At 69.2% G+C, this 16,083-nt stretch carries 15 protein-coding genes; 5 read left to right on the top strand and 10 right to left on the bottom strand.

The window, feature by feature from the left end:
- Positions 1 to 25 precede the first annotated feature (25 nt).
- Positions 26 to 571 carry a PadR family transcriptional regulator gene (locus tag AC5W7N_RS09045; protein ID WP_495923509.1) on the bottom strand — a complete coding sequence of 182 codons (546 nt, stop codon included), beginning with the start codon at positions 569 to 571 and terminating at the stop codon, positions 26 to 28.
- Positions 572 to 617: 46 nt separating this feature from the next.
- Here AC5W7N_RS09045 and AC5W7N_RS09040 point away from each other — a divergent pair, with 46 nt between their 5' ends.
- Positions 618 to 1,178, top strand: coding sequence for a peptide deformylase (locus tag AC5W7N_RS09040; protein ID WP_495923508.1), 561 nt, complete (start codon positions 618 to 620; stop codon positions 1,176 to 1,178).
- Here AC5W7N_RS09040 and AC5W7N_RS09035 read toward each other — a convergent pair.
- The 5 genes from AC5W7N_RS09035 to AC5W7N_RS09015 form a co-directional block, all read right to left on the bottom strand.
- Positions 1,117 to 2,448 (bottom strand): MFS transporter, encoded by a 1,332-nt coding sequence (locus AC5W7N_RS09035; protein WP_495923507.1) that lies wholly within the window; start codon positions 2,446 to 2,448, stop codon positions 1,117 to 1,119. The two genes, AC5W7N_RS09040 and AC5W7N_RS09035, sit on opposite strands and share 62 nt — an antisense overlap.
- Positions 2,449 to 2,456: 8 nt before the next feature.
- Positions 2,457 to 4,568 carry an NAD-dependent DNA ligase LigA gene (ligA, locus tag AC5W7N_RS09030; protein WP_495924063.1) on the bottom strand — a complete coding sequence of 704 codons (2,112 nt, stop codon included), beginning with the start codon at positions 4,566 to 4,568 and terminating at the stop codon, positions 2,457 to 2,459.
- A gap of 173 nt (positions 4,569 to 4,741) precedes the next feature.
- Positions 4,742 to 5,785 (bottom strand): methionine synthase, encoded by a 1,044-nt coding sequence (locus AC5W7N_RS09025; protein ID WP_195019771.1) that lies wholly within the window; start codon positions 5,783 to 5,785, stop codon positions 4,742 to 4,744.
- Positions 5,786 to 5,855: 70 nt separating this feature from the next.
- Positions 5,856 to 6,956 (bottom strand): tRNA 2-thiouridine(34) synthase MnmA, encoded by a 1,101-nt coding sequence (mnmA, locus tag AC5W7N_RS09020; RefSeq protein WP_163817193.1) that lies wholly within the window; start codon positions 6,954 to 6,956, stop codon positions 5,856 to 5,858.
- Positions 6,956 to 8,182 (bottom strand): cysteine desulfurase family protein, encoded by a 1,227-nt coding sequence (locus AC5W7N_RS09015; protein ID WP_495923506.1) that lies wholly within the window; start codon positions 8,180 to 8,182, stop codon positions 6,956 to 6,958. Before AC5W7N_RS09015 ends, mnmA begins: the two co-directional genes overlap by 1 nt.
- 229 nt (positions 8,183 to 8,411) lie before the next feature.
- On the opposite strand from AC5W7N_RS09015, the gene AC5W7N_RS09010 reads away from it, so the two are divergent.
- The 3 genes from AC5W7N_RS09010 to AC5W7N_RS09000 all read left to right on the top strand — a co-directional run bounded on the left by AC5W7N_RS09010 (position 8,412) and on the right by AC5W7N_RS09000 (position 10,621).
- Positions 8,412 to 8,771, top strand: a complete 360-nt coding sequence (locus AC5W7N_RS09010) for a hypothetical protein (protein ID WP_195019773.1) — start codon at positions 8,412 to 8,414, stop codon at positions 8,769 to 8,771.
- Between the two features lie 87 nt (positions 8,772 to 8,858).
- Positions 8,859 to 9,443, top strand: a complete 585-nt coding sequence (locus AC5W7N_RS09005) for a TetR/AcrR family transcriptional regulator (RefSeq protein WP_495923505.1) — start codon at positions 8,859 to 8,861, stop codon at positions 9,441 to 9,443.
- Positions 9,440 to 10,621 carry an NADH:flavin oxidoreductase gene (locus tag AC5W7N_RS09000; RefSeq protein WP_495923504.1) on the top strand — a complete coding sequence of 394 codons (1,182 nt, stop codon included), beginning with the start codon at positions 9,440 to 9,442 and terminating at the stop codon, positions 10,619 to 10,621. Before AC5W7N_RS09005 ends, AC5W7N_RS09000 begins: the two co-directional genes overlap by 4 nt.
- 160 nt (positions 10,622 to 10,781) lie before the next feature.
- On the opposite strand, the gene AC5W7N_RS08995 is transcribed toward AC5W7N_RS09000, so the two are convergent.
- The 3 genes from AC5W7N_RS08995 to AC5W7N_RS08985 form a co-directional block, all read right to left on the bottom strand.
- The gene (locus AC5W7N_RS08995; RefSeq protein ID WP_228815124.1) at positions 10,782 to 11,735 is read right to left on the bottom strand and encodes a lysophospholipid acyltransferase family protein; all 954 of its coding nucleotides are present in this window, start codon (positions 11,733 to 11,735) and stop codon (positions 10,782 to 10,784) included.
- Between the two features lie 5 nt (positions 11,736 to 11,740).
- Entirely contained in the window at positions 11,741 to 12,568 is an 828-nt protein-coding gene (locus tag AC5W7N_RS08990; RefSeq protein ID WP_194989300.1) for a GNAT family N-acetyltransferase, read from the bottom strand.
- Between the two features lie 198 nt (positions 12,569 to 12,766).
- Complete coding sequence (locus AC5W7N_RS08985) at positions 12,767 to 14,071, bottom strand: NAD(P)/FAD-dependent oxidoreductase (protein ID WP_194989301.1); 1,305 nt, start codon at positions 14,069 to 14,071, stop codon at positions 12,767 to 12,769.
- Positions 14,072 to 14,204: 133 nt separating this feature from the next.
- Here AC5W7N_RS08985 and AC5W7N_RS08980 point away from each other — a divergent pair, with 133 nt between their 5' ends.
- Positions 14,205 to 15,062 carry a LysR family transcriptional regulator gene (locus AC5W7N_RS08980; RefSeq protein WP_280211802.1) on the top strand — a complete coding sequence of 286 codons (858 nt, stop codon included), beginning with the start codon at positions 14,205 to 14,207 and terminating at the stop codon, positions 15,060 to 15,062.
- A 12-nt stretch (positions 15,063 to 15,074) separates the two neighbouring features.
- Here the strand turns inward: AC5W7N_RS08980 and AC5W7N_RS08975 are convergent, their stop codons facing one another.
- Positions 15,075 to 16,004: an aminoglycoside phosphotransferase family protein gene (locus AC5W7N_RS08975; protein ID WP_495923503.1), complete on the bottom strand. Its 930-nt coding sequence runs from the start codon at positions 16,002 to 16,004 to the stop codon at positions 15,075 to 15,077.
- Positions 16,005 to 16,083: the final 79 nt, after the last annotated feature.

Raw genomic sequence — 16,083 nt, 5'->3', positions numbered from 1 at the left:
GCGGCGAGGGGGCCGCGTCGCCGGATCAGTGCGGCTGATCGAGCTTGTCCAGATCTGCCAGGACCTTTTTGTGCCAGTCGATTTCACTGCGGATGCGCATGCGGGCGTGCTCGGCGATGAGGTCGTCGGCCGCGCTCTGATCCGGCCAGCGCCGATCGAGGAGGTGTTCGATGTGCGAGGCGCGGGCCCGCAGGGCGGCGATCCGGTCGTCGAGGTAACCGCGCAACAGTTCCCGGTCGAGATCGGCGCTGACGGCGAGGGCGAGATCGACAGGGTCGGGCCGGATGTCGATCTCGGTGAAGGCTTCATCGCGCAGTGCGCGCAATTCCCGCAAGCCTTCGTCGGTGACCTCGTAGACGGTGCGAGCCGGTAGCGCGCCGGGCTGCTCGGTGCGCAGCGCGCGGATGAGGCCTTCGTCGGCCATCCGGTGCAGAGCGCTGTAGAGCGAACCGGGTTTGACCCGCGACCACAGGTCGGCGCGGTCGAGCCGGGCATCGCGGCGCAGCTGATGGCCGTGCATGGGGCCGCGTTTGGCCAGTGCGGCCAGGACGAACAGCCGAGTCTCGTTCACCGTGCCAGTCTGCCACGAGTACTCGGATTTGAGTACTCTGCATTGCATGACTGTGCGACCCATCCTCATCGCGGGCGATCCCCGGCTGACCACACCGGCCACCCCGGTCACCGTGTTCGACGACGAACTGCGCGCGTTCATCGACGACCTCTTCGAGACCAACACCGCGGCCAATGGCGCCGGACTCGCCGCGAACCAGGTCGGCGATCCCCGCGCGGCATTCGTCTACGACCTGGTCGACGAGGGCGTCCACCACCGCGGACACGTGATCAACCCGGTCCTGGAGACCTCCGCGCTGCCCGAGACCATGCCCGACCCCGACGACGACCTCGAAGGCTGCCTGTCGGTGCCCGGCGAATGGTTCCCCACCGGGCGCGCCGGGTACGCGAAGATCACCGGCGTCGACGTCACCGGAAGCCCGGTCACCATCGAAGCCACCACCGCCTATCTGGCCCGCTGTTTCCAGCACGAAACCGACCATCTGGCCGGCCACCTCTACCTGGATCGCCTGATCGGCCGCAACCAGCGCGCCGCGCGCCGGATGATCAAGGCCAACAACTGGACCGAGCCCGGCCGTTCCTGGCTGCCGTCCGAACCGGCCCGCTGAACGTCACTGCTGTGCCGGTGGCATGTGGCGCCAGGGAAGCAGCACCGAACTCGCGATGACGACGATCGCGGCGACGGCGATGGCGACCCGCAGCCCGACCGCGGCCGCGACGCAAACCACCGGCGGCGATGAACAGCGGCTGCGCGCATTTAGAGCTGATCGACCACGCGGTGCCGACCCGAGCCGTCTGCCCGTCGGCGGTGTTGTTCATCCGGAACGTGGTGAACACCGGGTTGAACACACCCGCGCAGAACAGCAGCAGGGTTTCGGTGGCGATGATGATGACCAGGCCGAGCGGGTTCGGGCCGGCGAGCAGCAGCGGCGCGAGCCAGCAGGTGCGCAGGGCGCCGAATCCGAGCAGCACGGTCCGTTCGCCGAAGGCGCGGACCAGTCCGGGTGCGCAGATCGACCCGATCAACCCTCCCACGCATGGCAGGCCGAGCGAGAGCCCGTATTGCCAAGGCGCGAAACCCAGTTCACGCAGCATGAGCAGCGCCATCAGCGGTGTGGTCATCAGGATGGACCCGCCGAAGACCATCGCGTTCCAGAACAGCCGATGCAGCGCCGGATGGCCGAAGATAACGGCCCAGCCGGTGCGGAGCTCGGCGAGCCGATGACGGTGCGGGCGTCGGCCGGGCGGGTTCGGCTCGGGGGTGCGGATGCTGCGGATTCCGAGCGCCGCGAGCAGATAGCTGACGGCGTCGATGAGGACGGTGAGCGTCAGACCGAAGATCGCGATGAGCGCGCCGCCGACCGGCGCGCCAAGGGTGGAGGCGGTCCAGAACGTCGTCTCCATCCGGCTGTTGGCGCCGATTCGCTGCTCCTGCGGCACAAGCGATTTCAGGTACGCGCTGTTGGCGGCGTTGAAGACGATCGCACACACCGTCTGCACCGTGACGACCACGGACAGCTGCGCGTAGGTGAGCACACCGAGCCATGCGGCCGCGGGCACACTGGCCAACGCCGCGAAGACGAGCAGGTCCGCCCACACCATGATCGGGCGTTTCCGCCGGAAATCGATGAAAGAACCCATCGGCAGCGCGATGGCCGCGCTCGCCACGCCTGCCATGGCCGCCAGTAACGACACCTGCAGGTTCGAGGCGTCGAGCACGAGGATCGCCACCATCGGTAGCGCGCCGGCGCCGAGCGCGCTACCGATCTGGCTCACCGTGTAGGCGCCCCATAGCCGGTAGAAATCCGGGGCGAGCCGCTGGGCCGGTGCTAGGACAGCGCCGGTCGACCGGCCGCGCTCGTCGAGTCGTCCCCCCATCCCGCGCGCTACTCGGCGGGCGTCTCGATCTCACTCGACGCGGGCCGCACCGCGTCCGGGCCCGATTCCAGCAGGGTGCGGAAACCGTCTTCGTCGAGAATGGGGACACCGAGTTCCTCGGCCTTGGCGGCCTTGGATCCGGGGGAATCGCCGACCACGACGAAGGCCGTCTTCTTCGATACCGAGCCGGCGGCCTTACCGCCGCGCACCATGATCGCTTCCTTGGCACCGTCGCGGGAGAAGCCTTCCAGCGAGCCGGTGACGACGATCGACAGGCCTTCGAGGTTGCGTTCGATGGACTCGTCGCGTTCGTCCTCCATCCGCACCCCGGCGGCCCGCCATTTGTCGACAATGGCGCGATGCCAGTCGACGGTGAACCATTGCGCGACCGCGACGGCGATGGTGGGGCCGACGCCGTCGGTGGCCGACAGCTCCTCGACCGAGGCCTCGCTGATGCGCTCCAGGCTGCCGAATTCGGCGGCGAGCGCGCGGGCGGCGGTGGGGCCGACGTGGCGGATGGACAGCCCGACCAGCACCCGCCACAGCGGGCGGTTCTTGGCCGCGGCGAGATTGTCGAGCAACCGGCGCCCGTTGGTGGAGAGTGTGCCGTTCTTGTTGACGAACAGCGAGGTGGTGAGCAGGCGCTCATCGGTGAGGTCGAACAGATCGCCCTCGTCGGTGATGGCCCCGGATTTGAGCAGGTCGACGGCGGCTTCATAGCCGAGCGCCTCGATGTCGAAGGCGCCGCGCCCGGCCATGTGGAAGACCCGTTCACGCAGCTGGGCGGGGCAGAACCGCTGGTTGGGGCAGCGGATATCGGCGTCGCCTTCCTTCTCCGGGGCGAGTTCGGTGCCACATTCGGGGCAGTGGGTCGGCATCACGAAGGCGCGTTCCTCGCCCGTGCGGGCGTCGACCACGGGCCCGAGCACCTCGGGGATCACGTCGCCGGCTTTACGGATGGTGACCGTGTCGCCGATGAGCACACCCTTGCGCTGCACCTCCGAGGCGTTGTGCAGGGTGGCCATCGCGACGGTGGACCCGGCGATGCTCACCGGCGCCATCACCGCGAACGGGGTGACCCGGCCGGTGCGGCCGACATTGACCTGGATATCGAGCAGCTTGGTGGTGGCTTCCTCGGGCGGATATTTGTACGCGATGGCCCAGCGCGGGGCCCGCGAGGTGGAGCCGAGTCGGCGCTGCAGCGCCATTTCGTCGACCTTGACGACCAGGCCGTCGATCTCGTGCTCGATATCGTGGCGATGCTCGCCCCAGTAGGCCACCCGTTCCAGCACCGCGTCGACGCCCTGCACCAGCTTGGTGTGCGTGGACACCGGGAGCCCCCACGCGGCCAGCGCGTTGTAGGCCTCGTGCTGCGAACTCGGCGTGTATCCCTCGATGCGGCCGAAGCCGTGGCAGATCATCCGCAACCGCCGCCGCGCGGTGACCGACGGGTCCTTCTGGCGCAGCGAACCCGCGGCGGTATTGCGCGGATTGGCGTAGGGCGGTTTGCCTTCGGCGACGATGGCGGCGTTCAGCGTCTCGAAGTCCTCGAGCCGGAAGTACACCTCGCCGCGGACTTCCAGCAGATCCGGAATCGGGTGATCGGGGTGGGCGGTGAGCTCGCCGGGAATGTCGTCGATGGTGCGGGCATTGAGGGTGACGTCCTCACCGGTGCGTCCGTCGCCGCGGGTGGCGCCGCGCACCAGCTTGCCCTTCTCGTACACCAGATTCAGCGCGACACCGTCGATCTTCACCTCGCACAGATAGTGCAGGCCCGGCCCGGTTTCGGCCTCCACGCGCGCGGCCCAGGAGCGAAGCTCGTCGAAATCGAAGGCGTTGTCGAGCGACAGCATGCGTTCGAGATGGTCGACAGCGGTGAAATCGGTGGCGAAACCGCCGCCGACCAGCTGGGTCGGCGAATCGGGCGTGCGCAGATCCGGATGCGCCTCCTCCATGGCCAGCAGCCGCTGGAACAGCGCGTCGAACTCGCCGTCGGAGATGATCGGAGCGTCACGCACGTAGTAGCGGAACTGATGCTCGCGCACCTCGTCGGCCAGTTGCTGCCATTCCTGACGCTGCTGCGAGCTCGCGGACTCGGCAGCCGGCGCGGCGGCATCCATGGCAGGCACGGTCTCCTCGGGCGCTGAGGTGGCGGGGCTTCCGGTGTCACTCACGAGTCGAACATTAGCCGAGCCCACCGACAATTCCCGCCACGTTCACGCACGTCCACGCGCTGCCGCAACCGCGCACCGGGCGGATACGCCGACGCGAGGCCCTTCGGCGTGCCGCCGGTCTAACCGTCGAACGACAGCGACTCCGGTTCATCGGAGTATGCGGTCGCGACGTCCCTGGCGAGGGCAAGCGCACGCCGAGCCCAATCGAGCGGCGCCGTCGCCAGACCACAGGCCGGCGACACCAGGATCTGGTCGGCGAGGGTGCGGCGGGGGAAGCCGAGCCGGTCGATCAAACGCACTCCGGGCTCGGCGATCTCGCGCCAGCCGAGCGGCGTGGCCGGCGCGGCGGTCGGCACCAGGCCGAGGACCAGCTGTGTGCCGCCATCGAGGAGCTCGCCAATGGCGTCGAGTTCGGCGGTGCCGATGGTGGCCAGATCGAAGCCGACGGCCGTCGCGGCGCAACGCCGCAGCAATGGCAGGGCGGGCGGGGCGGCGCAGGTGTGGACAAGGACGGGAACGTTCTGTGCGGCGATGACGGCATCGAGCAACGCGAGCGCCTCGGGTTCCGGCAGTGCGCGCACGGTATTGAGCACGCTGGCGCCGCGCAGCGATCCATTGAGTACCGCGGTCAGGTCGGGTTCGTCCAATTGCAGCACGACCTCGGCGTCGAGGCGTTTGCCCACGTCGGCCACGTGCTGGGCCAGGCCCTCGGCCAGTGAGGCGGACAGATCGCGCAGCGCGCCCGGATCGGTGAGCGCCCGGTGCCCGGAGCGCAATTCGACCTCGGCGGCCAGCGTCAGCGGGCCGACGGCCTGCACTTTGACCGTGCGGCCCGAGCCGCGAAGGCCCGCCGTCTCCCACGCCTCGTCGAGCGCGTCGAGATCGGTGCGCAGCAGATCCGACGCGCGGCGCGAGGTCGCGCCCGGGCGGTCCGCGAGCCGGTAGCCGCGCGGTGTGGTGTCGAACCGCAGGTCGACCAGCAGCGCCGAGGCCCGGCCGATCATGTCGGCGCCCACCCCACGGTCGGGCAGCTCGACCAGATGCGGCAGACCCGGCATTTCACCCACCGAGATGGCGGCCGCCTCGCGCGGATCGGTGCCGGGCCATGAGCCGATGGCGGTCGCGACGCCTGCGGGCAGGCCCGCTCGTGTTTCCGTGCTCACAGTTCACCCTCGCCCGCGATGTCGCAGCTCGCACCAGGCAGGCCCGGCCACCGGGCGACGACGGTGTCGGTCACCGATGCGCGCCGGACGCGGCCGTGCGCGCGGTCGCCGCGATGGTGCCGCTGCCGATCACCCGATCGCCGTCGGCGTCGGGCTGGTACAGCACCACGGCCTGGCCGCGGGCGACACCGGTGAGCGGCTCACGCAGCTGCACCGTCAAGCCGGAACCGGTGGCCTCGGCGACCGCCGGGGCGGTGCCGCCGTGCGCGCGCACCTGCACCACGCATTCGATCGGACCATCCGGCGCCGAACCCGAAGTCCAGATCGCGCGATCGGCCTCGATCGTCCACACCTGCAGCTCCTCGGCCGAACCGACCTTCACGGTGCCCGAGTCGGGGTCGATCTCGGTGACGTAGCGCGGCTTGCCGTCGGCGGCCGGGCCCGGCAGACCGAGGCCCTTGCGCTGGCCGATGGTGAAGCCGTGCACGCCGTCGTGGGTGGCCAGTTCGGTGCCGTCGGAATCGACGACGGCACCGGGCCGGATGCCGATCTTGGCGCCGAGGAACGCGCGGGTATCACCGGAGGGGATGAAGCAGATGTCGTGGCTGTCCGGCTTGTTCGCGACCGCGAGTCCGCGCTCGGCGGCCTCCGCGCGGATCTGCGGCTTCGGGGTGTCGCCGACCGGGAACATGGCCCGCGAGAGCTGCTCGGCGGTCAGCACGGCCAGCACATAGGACTGGTCCTTGTCGGCGTCCACCGCGCGGCGCAGCACGCCATCGGACAGGCGGGCGTAGTGGCCGGTGACGACGGCGTCGAAACCGAGGGCGATCGCGCGATCGGCCAAGGCGGAGAACTTGATCTTCTCGTTGCAGCGCAGGCACGGGTTCGGGGTCTCCCCCGCCGCGTAGGCCGCCACGAAATCGTCGATCACGTCTTCCTTGAAGCGGTCGGCGAAATCCCAGACATAGAACGGGATCCCGAGCACATCGGCCGCCCTGCGGGCGTCACCGGCATCTTCCTTGGAGCAGCAGCCCCTGGAACCGGTGCGCAACGTGCCCGGTGTGGCCGACAGCGCCAGATGGACGCCGACCACCTCGTGGCCCGCGTCGACGGCGCGCGCGGCGGCCACCGCCGAATCCACACCACCGCTCATCGCGGCGAGTACTCGCATCAGAGGCCTCCCTTCGCACCGGCCAGGCCCGCGGCCCTGGCTCGTTCGACGACTTGCGGCAGCACCTCAAGCAGCGCCTGCACATCCGCGCCGGTACTGGTGTGCCCCAGCGAAAAACGCAATGATCCGCGCGCCTGCCACGGCTCGACGCCCATCGCGATCAATACATGGCTGGGCGAGGCGACCCCGGCATTGCAGGCCGAGCCGGTGGAGCATTCGATACCGGCGGCATCGAGCAGCATCAGCAGCGAATCGCCCTCGCAGCCTGCGAAGGTGAAGTGCGCGTTGCCTGCGAGCCTGCGCTCGTCGTGCGGGCCGTTGAGCACGGCGTCGGGGATCAGCTCCCGCACGCCGGCGATCAGTTCGTCGCGCAGCCGCGTCAATTCGACGGTGCGTGCGGGCAATTCGCTCACCGCCTCGTGCAGGGCGGCCGCGAGACCGACCGCAGCGGCCACATCGACCGTGCCCGACCGCAGATCGCGCTCGTGCCCGCCACCGTGCAGCAGCGGCACGCACGGCACCTGCCTGCCGAGCAACAGCACGCCGATCCCGTGCGGACCGCCGACCTTGTGCCCGGCGAAACTCGCCGCCGACAGTCCGCTGGCGCCGAAGTCGATCGGCACCTGCCCCGCCGCCTGCACCGCGTCGCTGTGCATGGGCACGCCGAATTCGGCTGCCACCGCGGCGAGTTCGGCGATCGGCTGGATGGTGCCGATCTCGTTGTTCGCCCACATGACGCTCACCAGCGCGACCTCATCGGCGTGCGCCATCAGCTCCGCGCGCAGGGCGGTCACCGACACCACACCGTCGGCGTCGACGGGCAACCACGTCACGCTGGCACCCTCGTGCTGTTCCAGCCATTCGACCGTATCGACCACGGCATGATGCTCGATCGCGCTGGCGATGATGCGGGTGCGGCGCGGATCGTCATCGCGGCGGGCCCAGTAGATGCCCTTGACCGCGAGATTGTCGCTTTCGGTGCCGCCCGCGGTGAAGATGACCTCCGACGGCCGCGCGCCCAGATCGGCGGCGATGGATTCGCGCGCCTCTTCCACCCGCCGCCGCGCCGCCCGTCCCGATCCGTGCAGCGACGAGGCGTTCCCGACCAGTCCCAGCGCAGCCGTCATCGCCTCGATGGCGGCGGGCACCATGGGTGTGGTCGCCGCATGATCGAGGTAGACCGTCTTGGGCGCAGCGTTGACCGGACCCGGGAAACCCGACTTCATGACCAGTAAAGGATAGCCGTCACCGGCATCCGGTTATTCCCGGCCGGTCGCCCCTCGTCAACGGTGAGCCGGGCCACCGGCCAACATCCGGATCATATACCTATTGATCGTGCCGTTATTCAGCGGTACATTACTCGTCGATAGATGGTTGCGGCTCGGCCGAACGGGCCCGCGATCACCACGGCCGGGCCGTTCCGGCTCGGCGACCGTATCGAACGAGGTAATTCCGATGAGCCGAAACAATCACCCGCACAACCGCACCCGGCGCACTCTGGCCAGGATCGCGGTGGCCTCCACACTCGCTCTTGCACCGATCACCGCACTCGCGGTCCCCGCCTTCGCGGCGCCCGTCGCGCTGGAACCTGCGGACGGTCTCGACGCCGCCGAACGGCCCGGTCACGGGCGTCATGGCCACGGGCATGGTCGCGGCCACGGCCACGGCCACGGCCACGGCGGGCACGGCAGCTGGAATCGCGGCCACGACCACGACCACGACTGGAACCGGGGCCGCCACGGTCGCCACGACTGGGATCGAGGCCACCACGGCCGTGGGCATTTCCCGCTGCCATCCACCGGTAGCGCTTTCTGACCTGGCGCAACGCCGAACACGGCGGGCGCAGGACCGCCTTCCGATCACTGCTTGAATCACTGATTGAAACGTGTTCTACTCGGTGTCATGAGTCGAGTCGACACCGATACCCGGGAGCGGCTGCTGGCGGCCGCCGAGCGCCTACTGCTCGAATCGGGCTATGAGCGGGTATCCATTCGCGCGGTGTGCGCCGCGGCCGAGGTCAACCCGGCCGCGGTGCACTACCACTTCGGGTCCAAGCAGGCGCTGGTCGCCGCGTTGTTGCAGAGCAGGCTCGGACCGCTGTGGGAGGCGTCGCTGGACGATCTCGCCGAGCGGGCGGCCACGGTGGCCGAATGCGTGGACGCGGTGCTCGACCCGCTGGCCCGGCTGGCCGACGATCCGATCGGCCGGTTGCATATCCGGCTGCTCGCGCGGCTGGTGCTCGGTCGTCAGGACATCGGCTGGACCGCGCGCTGGTTCACCCTCGACCCGTTCGCCGACTTGCTGCAGCAGCAGTATCCGGCGCTGTCCGCGCATGAGGCGCGGTCGCGCTGGATGCTCGCCTTCGATCTCATTCTGGGCCAGTTCGGTTCGCCGCTGGCCGAGGATCGTGACCTGTCGCCGCAGATGGTCGCGACACTGCGGGCGTTCGTGACCGCGGGCCTGAGCGCATCGGTGGAGGCACGATGAACACGGTTTTCACCCCCGCCGGGCTCGGTCCGATCACCTTGCGCAACAGGGTGATCAAAGCGGCGACCTTCGAGGGCCGCACACCCGACGCGCTCGTCACCGACGATCTGATCGAGTACCACCGCGCGCCCGCGGCCGGCGGAGTCGCGATGTCGACGGTCGCCTACTGCGCCGTCTCCCCCGAGGGCCGCACCGACCGGCATCAGATCTGGATGCGCCCGGAGGCGGTGCCCGGCCTGCGCAGGCTCACCGACGCCATCCATGCCGAAGGCGCGGCCGCCAGCGCACAGATCGGGCACGCCGGGCCGGTCGCCAATGCCGCGTCCAACCGTGTACCCGCGCTCGCACCGGGCCGGATGTTCAGTCCGCTGGGCATGGCTCGGACCGTGCGCCCCGACGCGGCCGAATTGCGGCGCGTGGTGCGCGCCTTCGCCGACGCCGCCCGCACCGCCGAGGAATCCGGGTTCGACGCTGTCGAACTGCATTTCGGGCACAACTACCTGATCAGCTCGTTCTTCAGCCCGCTGCTCAACCACCGGCGCGATGCCTACGGCGGCAGCCTCGTCAACCGCGCACGGCTGGCGCGTGAGGTCGCCGAGGCGGTGCGCGAGGCGGTCGGTGGACGCCTCGCGGTGCTGGCGAAACTGAACATGGACGACGGTGTGGTCGGCGGGCTGCGGCTGGAGGAGAGCTTGCAGATCGGGCGCTGGCTCGAAGCCGACGGCACCCTCGATGCCCTGGAGCTGACCATCGGAAGTTCGCTGCTCAACCCGATGTACCTGTTCCACGGCGATGCCCCGCGCAAGGAATTCGCCAAGGCCTTCCCCGGGGCGATGGGCTGGGGCATGCGGCTGGGCGGACGGTTCTTCCTGCGCGAATACCCGTACCGCGAGGCCTACATGCTCGACCTGGCCCGCCAGTTCCGCTACGAGCTGAAGATGCCGCTGGTCCTGCTCGGCGGCATCACCACCGCCGAGACCATGCAGCGGGCGATGGACGAGGGATTCGAGTTCGTGGCGATGGCGCGGGCACTGCTGCGGCAACCGGATCTGCTGCTGCGGATCCAGCAGAACGCGAACACGCCATCACTGTGCACGCACTGCAACAAGTGCATGCCGTCGATCTTCAGCCGCACCACCTGCGTGCTCGCAGGCCCGGACCAGCCGGTGCCGCGGTGAATCCGCCGTCGTCGGTGGACAACTGCTGACCACACACTCGGCTGCCCTGCGCTGGGCGGCACTCGACTCGGCGATTCCGCCGACAGCGTGGGCCTGCCGCGCGGGTGGCCGCTGGGCGGCGACGACGGACGCCTACCTCCCTTTCGCGAACGTGCGCCCGCTAGACCCCTGCGACAGTGTGCGCCCGCTCCGTCCGCGCGACCGCATCTGCCAGGTGGGAGTTCGCCGCCGCGAGGGCCGAACGCGCGCCATCGGAGAGCTGCGGTGTGCGCATCAGTTCCTCACACCGCCGAGCCAGCTCACGCCGGTCGGAGCCGGGCTGCTGGATCGGCTCCAGCACGATCTCGGCGACGATGCCGCGCGAGCGCAGAATGCGCCGGGCCGAGGTGGCGAAGGTGTCGTCACCCACGAAACCCGGTGCGGTGCAGGGCTCTCCGTGCGCGTCCAGGTAGCGCAACCGGATCGGCTGGACCGGCGTGCCGGTGTCGATCGCGGCCTGGAACAGCGCGGGCCGCAGCTTGCCGAAGGCCCGCCCACACCAGGTGGTGCCCTCCGGGAACGCCGCCACCCGCTCCCCGGCGCTCAGGCGTTCGGCGATCTGCGCGACCACCCCGGGCAGCGTCCGCAACCGCTCGCGCTCGATGGGAATGATCCGCATCAGCTTGGCCAGCCCGCCGAGCATCGGCCAGTCGATCAGATCGGCGCGCGCGACAAAGCTCAGCGGCTGCACCGCGGCCAGCACGACCACATCCGACCAGCTGATATGTCCGGCGACCACCAGTACACCGGTGCCGGGCGAGGCATACTGCGCCCTCGGGCCCTGCGCATCCCCGCCGAGCCCACCGCCCGATCCGCGATTGTCGATCACGCGCAGCGTGATACCGCAGCTGCGCAGCACCGCGCGGGCGTACTCGCGTTGCAGCTGTTCGCGCCGGCGCGCGGGAGTGAGGATATGGGCCGCCGGGTAGCTGGCCAGCAGTCCGGCCAGGCGGACCGCACGGCCGGCCACCCGAGCCGAACCCGCGGCATCGGTGGCCTGAACGCAGCCGGGCCCGCAGGGACTGACCGGCATCCACGAATGCACCGCGGTCGCGGGCGGGGCGTCGAACACCATGACGCTCACCGCCCGCTGTCGAATCCGGCGGCGGCGCCCTGCAACCGCTCCAGGTACCGGGTGTTGATGGTGTCGAGGCCGAGCAGGGCGACGAAGTCGGCGACCGCGAAGTCGGGGTCGTGAGCCGGTTCACCGCAGATCTCCGCACCGAGGCGCAGGTAGCCGCGCAGCAGCGGCGGCAGCTTGGGGCGTGCGGGCGGGGTGAGCTCGTCGAGCGTTTTGCCGTCCACCACGACCGGGCGATACGGGTCAACCCGGCGTTCGGGGTCGCAGGCGTGGCGGCCGAGCAGCAGGTCGCGTACGCCGCGCACGTTGACGCCGGCCGGATCCTCCGGAGTGTCGCGCATCGGCACCGACACGCATCCCATCACCCACTCGTATCCGGTGAGCTGGATGTAGTGCAGGATGCCCGCCCACATGAGGGTCAGCACCGAACCGTTGCGGTGATCGGGCACCACACAGGCGCGGCCCATCTCGACGATGCGGTGGCCGGTGGGATCGAGGCGGGTGAGGTCGAATTCGGTGGCGGTGTAATAGCCGCCCGCGGCGGCGACCTTGTCCGGCGGCAGCATCCGGTAGCAGCCGACGAACTGCTCGGTCAGCTCGTCGCGAACCAGCAGGTGATCGCAGTGCTCATCGAAGCGGTCGGCGTCGAGGCCGGTGCCGTCATCGGGGATTTCGAAGCCGGGTTCGGCGGCGAAGACGTCGTAGCGCAGGCGCTGTGCTGCCGTGCGGTGCTCGGTATCGGAGGAGACGACCAGTGAATACCGAGACCGTTCCACCCCGGTGTCCGTCGGTCGAGCCGGGGCTGTCAACACGGACGTAATAGTCATATCCGTTATGAGGCCAGCCGCAGACTGCGCCGGAGCGTCCGCCGAGTGTCGCGTGTATGCCCGTTCGGTGAACGAGACGGCCGTCACACCCGGTGTTCACCGCGACGTCGACGCGCGTTCCCTGCGGCGTCGGCCACGCACAACCGATCGCGCCGTCCCGGTGCGGGACAACGCGATCGCGGCAGGTATCGAGCCTGGTCAGGCAGCTATAGGTGGTTGTTGCTCGACGGCGGGGCGGTCCTTGTCGATCTCGGCGAAACCGGGGCGGCCGTTGCCGGTGAAGGCGACCAGCCAGCCCATCACCGCCATGAACCGGTTACGGAAGCCGACCAGATAGAACAGGTGCACCGCCAGCCACATGTACCAGGCGATCAGGCCCTTGAACTTGATCTTGTCGCTCACCTTGGCGATGGCGCTGCGCCGGCGGATCACCGCCATGCTGCCCTTGTCCCAGTACTCGAACTCGGTGCCGGGCAGCTTCTTGCGCCGGATGATGTCGGCGGCGTGCCTGCCTTCCTGCATCGCGACCGGCGACTGGCCCGGGTAGCCCTTCAGCGAGGTCATATCGCCGATGGCGTAGATGTCGGCGTAGCCACCGACGGTCAGGTCCGGGTTGATCAGCAGCCGCCCGGCGCGGTCGGTCTCGGCGCCGGTGGCTTCGGCCAGGATCTCGGTGAAGCCGCTGGCCTGCACACCCGCCGACCAGACGACGGTCTCCGCGGCGATCCGGTGCTCGACGCCCTGCTTGTCCTTGACGGTCACCTTGCCGGGTTCGATATCGGTGACGAAGGTGCCGAGCAGCACCTCGACCCCGCCCTTGGTGAGCGATTGCTTCGCGTACTCCGACAGTCCGCCACCGAACGGCGGCAGCACCTCACCGGCGCCCTCGACCAGGGTGACCGACACGTCCTGGTGGTAGTAGCGCTTGGCGAGTTCGGCCAGCTGGCCTGCCACCTCGACACCCGTGGCACCGGCTCCGACGACGACGAAGCTGAGCAGCCGCTCGCGGGTCTCCTTGTCGGCGCGCTTCGCCTCGGTGAAGACGTGGTCGATCTGGGCGCGCAGCCGCTTGGCGTCGTCGATGGTCTTGAGCGAGAAGGTCTTCTCGGCGAAATCGTCGCGGCCGAAATACGACTGGTTGGCGCCGGTGGCGGCGATCAGCGAGCCGTAGCGGATACGGCGCGGCCCATCGGCGGTCTCGTAGACGAGTTCGGCGGCATCGGGATCGATCGCGGTGACCTTGCCCAGCCGGACATCGGCCTTCTCGTGCCTGCGCAGGATCGAGGCGATGGGCGGTGCGATCTCGTCGGCGGCCAGCACGCCGGTGGCGACCTGGTACAGCAGCGGCTGGAACAAATGTTCCGGCGTGCTCGAGATCAGCACGTAGGGCACATCCGATTTGGCCAACTGCTTGGCCGCGGCGAGGCCGCCGAAGCCCGATCCGACGATGACGACTTCGACGAACTCCGTTTCCGCAGCCCGTACGGCTTCCGTATTACGCATCCTCACAACACCCCTGTTGATCATGACAGCCTGTTCATCATGAAGAACCGTTATCAGGAGTCGAGATATTTCACCCGTCAGGGCGCATAATTCAGATGACTCTTATCTGAATCACTAATTAATGGAGGTAACGGTGGAGCTGCGCCAGCTCACCTACTTCGTCGCGGTGTGCGAGGAGCTCAGCTTCAGCAGGGCCGCGACCCGCTGCTTCATCTCGCAGTCGGCGATCAGTCATCAGATCGCCCGGCTCGAACACGACCTCGGCGTCCAGCTCTTCGAGCGATCCACCCGATCGGTCGTTCCCACCGACGCGAGTACCAGGCTCCTTCCGCTGGCCAAGCAGATGCTCAGCCTGGAGTCTGCCATCAGGGCCGCGGTGCGCACCTCGCGCCCGCGCATCCGGCTGGCGGCGAACATGTCGTTCGCGACGCGCTCGCTCTCGGCGATCGCGGGCGCCCGTGATGCCCACCCCGGCGCCGAGATCGAGTTCGTCATCAAGCCCTTCCGCCAGCGTATCGCCGCCGTCGCGGACGGCGACTGTGACCTCGCGCTGATCCGCGGCAGCGTGGACCAGCCGGGGCTGACGGTGGAGCAGCTGTGGGTGGAGGACCTGATGATCGCCACCGCGCCCGCGCATCCGCTGGCCGGACGCACCGACGTGACGCTGACCGAACTCAGCGCCTATCCCCTGCTGCTACCGCCGGAATCCGAGCAGGTGCTGCTGCACAATGTGGTGCGCGCGGCCTTCGCCGACCAGCCCTCCGGCCCCACCTTCGGTCCACCCATCCCGCCGGATCACACGGCGACCATGGAGCTGATCAACCACCCGGACGCGTGGACGATCCTGTACGCCAACAGCCCCACCGAAGGCATCGCGACGCTGGAGTTGGCCGGTCACCCGTTGCGCGTGCCGGTCTCGGCGGTCCTGCGCACGGGTGCGCGCCGATCGCCCATTCTGACGACGTTGCTGGCGGCGTTGCACTGCGCATGAGCGGTGGTCGGATCAGGCCAGGGCCCACGCCACCGCGAGATCCCGCTCCAGTTGCGAGCCCTCGTCCTCGATCGACCAGACGACCTGCTCCACCGCACGCATGAACGCCCAGCCGCGGGCACGTTCCCGATCTACTCCGAGCGCGTCGGCGGTCATGGCGATCATCCGGCGCGCGTCGGCCGGGTTCGGCTCGCTCTGCACCTGTTTGAGGATCAGGAACCCGGCGTCGTAGGCCGCCTCACCCAGGTACGGCTTCGGGTCGATCAACAACCACGGCTCGCGTTCGGCGGCAACGATATTGCCCAGGTGGGTGTCACGGTTGACGATCAGCAGCGGGCCGTCGAGCTCGGCCAGCTCGGCGCACCAGCGGCGAGCCCGATCGAGCAGCAGCGCGGGGAGCGCCGCGACGATCTCCGGATCGTCGGACCACTGCGCCCATTCGGCCACTGCTTCCACGGCCGACGGCGGTGCCGGATATCCGGGAGGTAGCTCGCCGGGTTCGCGCCGCAGGCGCCGGTACAACTCGGCCGCGATCAGCACTTTGCCTGCGTTTTCGGGCGCACCCTCCAGCGGCGGCGTCGGCTGTCCCAGCAAGGGAAGACCGGGTCGCGCCCATTCCAGCAGCATCGCACCGCTACCGGGATCGAAGTCGAACAGCCGCACGGCGCCGTCACCGGCGTAGCAGTACAACCCTGCGGGCTCACCGGCGTTCTCCACGTCGACGAAGGGAACCTTCAGCACCGCGACCGAACCATCGTCGCGCCGCACCGGCGCGACGAACGAATGGGTGCCGCCCCCGAATGGTTCGCCGATGAGTTCGAGGCTCCAGTCGCGGCACCGGGCCGCCACGAGTCCCGGTAGGGTCGCCAGCCAGTGCTCGCCCTCGTCGCCGAAGAAATCGCGGATCGATGCGGCCACGTCCGGCGGCAGTGCGATGGTCACCCGGTCAGCCTGCGGCTCGGGGCCGGCCACGGGCAAGCGAATTCTTGCTGCGTGTCCGGCGGGTCTGCGTTTCCGGCGG

Source organism: Nocardia sp. CDC519 (genome assembly GCF_059509835.1).
The sequence above is the reverse complement of the archived record's forward strand: the minus strand, read 5'-3'. Positions and strand labels throughout refer to the sequence as shown.

What these genes read in the sequence shown, in the direction of transcription:
- AC5W7N_RS09040 (WP_495923508.1), top strand. Translation starts at nt 618, where the DNA reads ATGACTGTGCGACCCATCCTCATCGCGGGCGATCCCCGGCTGACCACA.
- AC5W7N_RS09035 (WP_495923507.1), bottom strand. Translation starts at nt 2,448, where the DNA reads ATGGGGGGACGACTCGACGAGCGCGGCCGGTCGACCGGCGCTGTCCTA.
- ligA (WP_495924063.1), bottom strand. Translation starts at nt 4,568, where the DNA reads ATGGATGCCGCCGCGCCGGCTGCCGAGTCCGCGAGCTCGCAGCAGCGT.
- mnmA (WP_163817193.1), bottom strand. Translation starts at nt 6,956, where the DNA reads ATGCGAGTACTCGCCGCGATGAGCGGTGGTGTGGATTCGGCGGTGGCC.
- AC5W7N_RS09015 (WP_495923506.1), bottom strand. Translation starts at nt 8,182, where the DNA reads ATGAAGTCGGGTTTCCCGGGTCCGGTCAACGCTGCGCCCAAGACGGTC.
- AC5W7N_RS09010 (WP_195019773.1), top strand. Translation starts at nt 8,412, where the DNA reads ATGAGCCGAAACAATCACCCGCACAACCGCACCCGGCGCACTCTGGCC.
- AC5W7N_RS09005 (WP_495923505.1), top strand. Translation starts at nt 8,859, where the DNA reads ATGAGTCGAGTCGACACCGATACCCGGGAGCGGCTGCTGGCGGCCGCC.
- AC5W7N_RS09000 (WP_495923504.1), top strand. Translation starts at nt 9,440, where the DNA reads ATGAACACGGTTTTCACCCCCGCCGGGCTCGGTCCGATCACCTTGCGC.
- AC5W7N_RS08995 (WP_228815124.1), bottom strand. Translation starts at nt 11,735, where the DNA reads ATGGTGTTCGACGCCCCGCCCGCGACCGCGGTGCATTCGTGGATGCCG.
- AC5W7N_RS08990 (WP_194989300.1), bottom strand. Translation starts at nt 12,568, where the DNA reads ATGACTATTACGTCCGTGTTGACAGCCCCGGCTCGACCGACGGACACC.
- AC5W7N_RS08985 (WP_194989301.1), bottom strand. Translation starts at nt 14,071, where the DNA reads ATGCGTAATACGGAAGCCGTACGGGCTGCGGAAACGGAGTTCGTCGAA.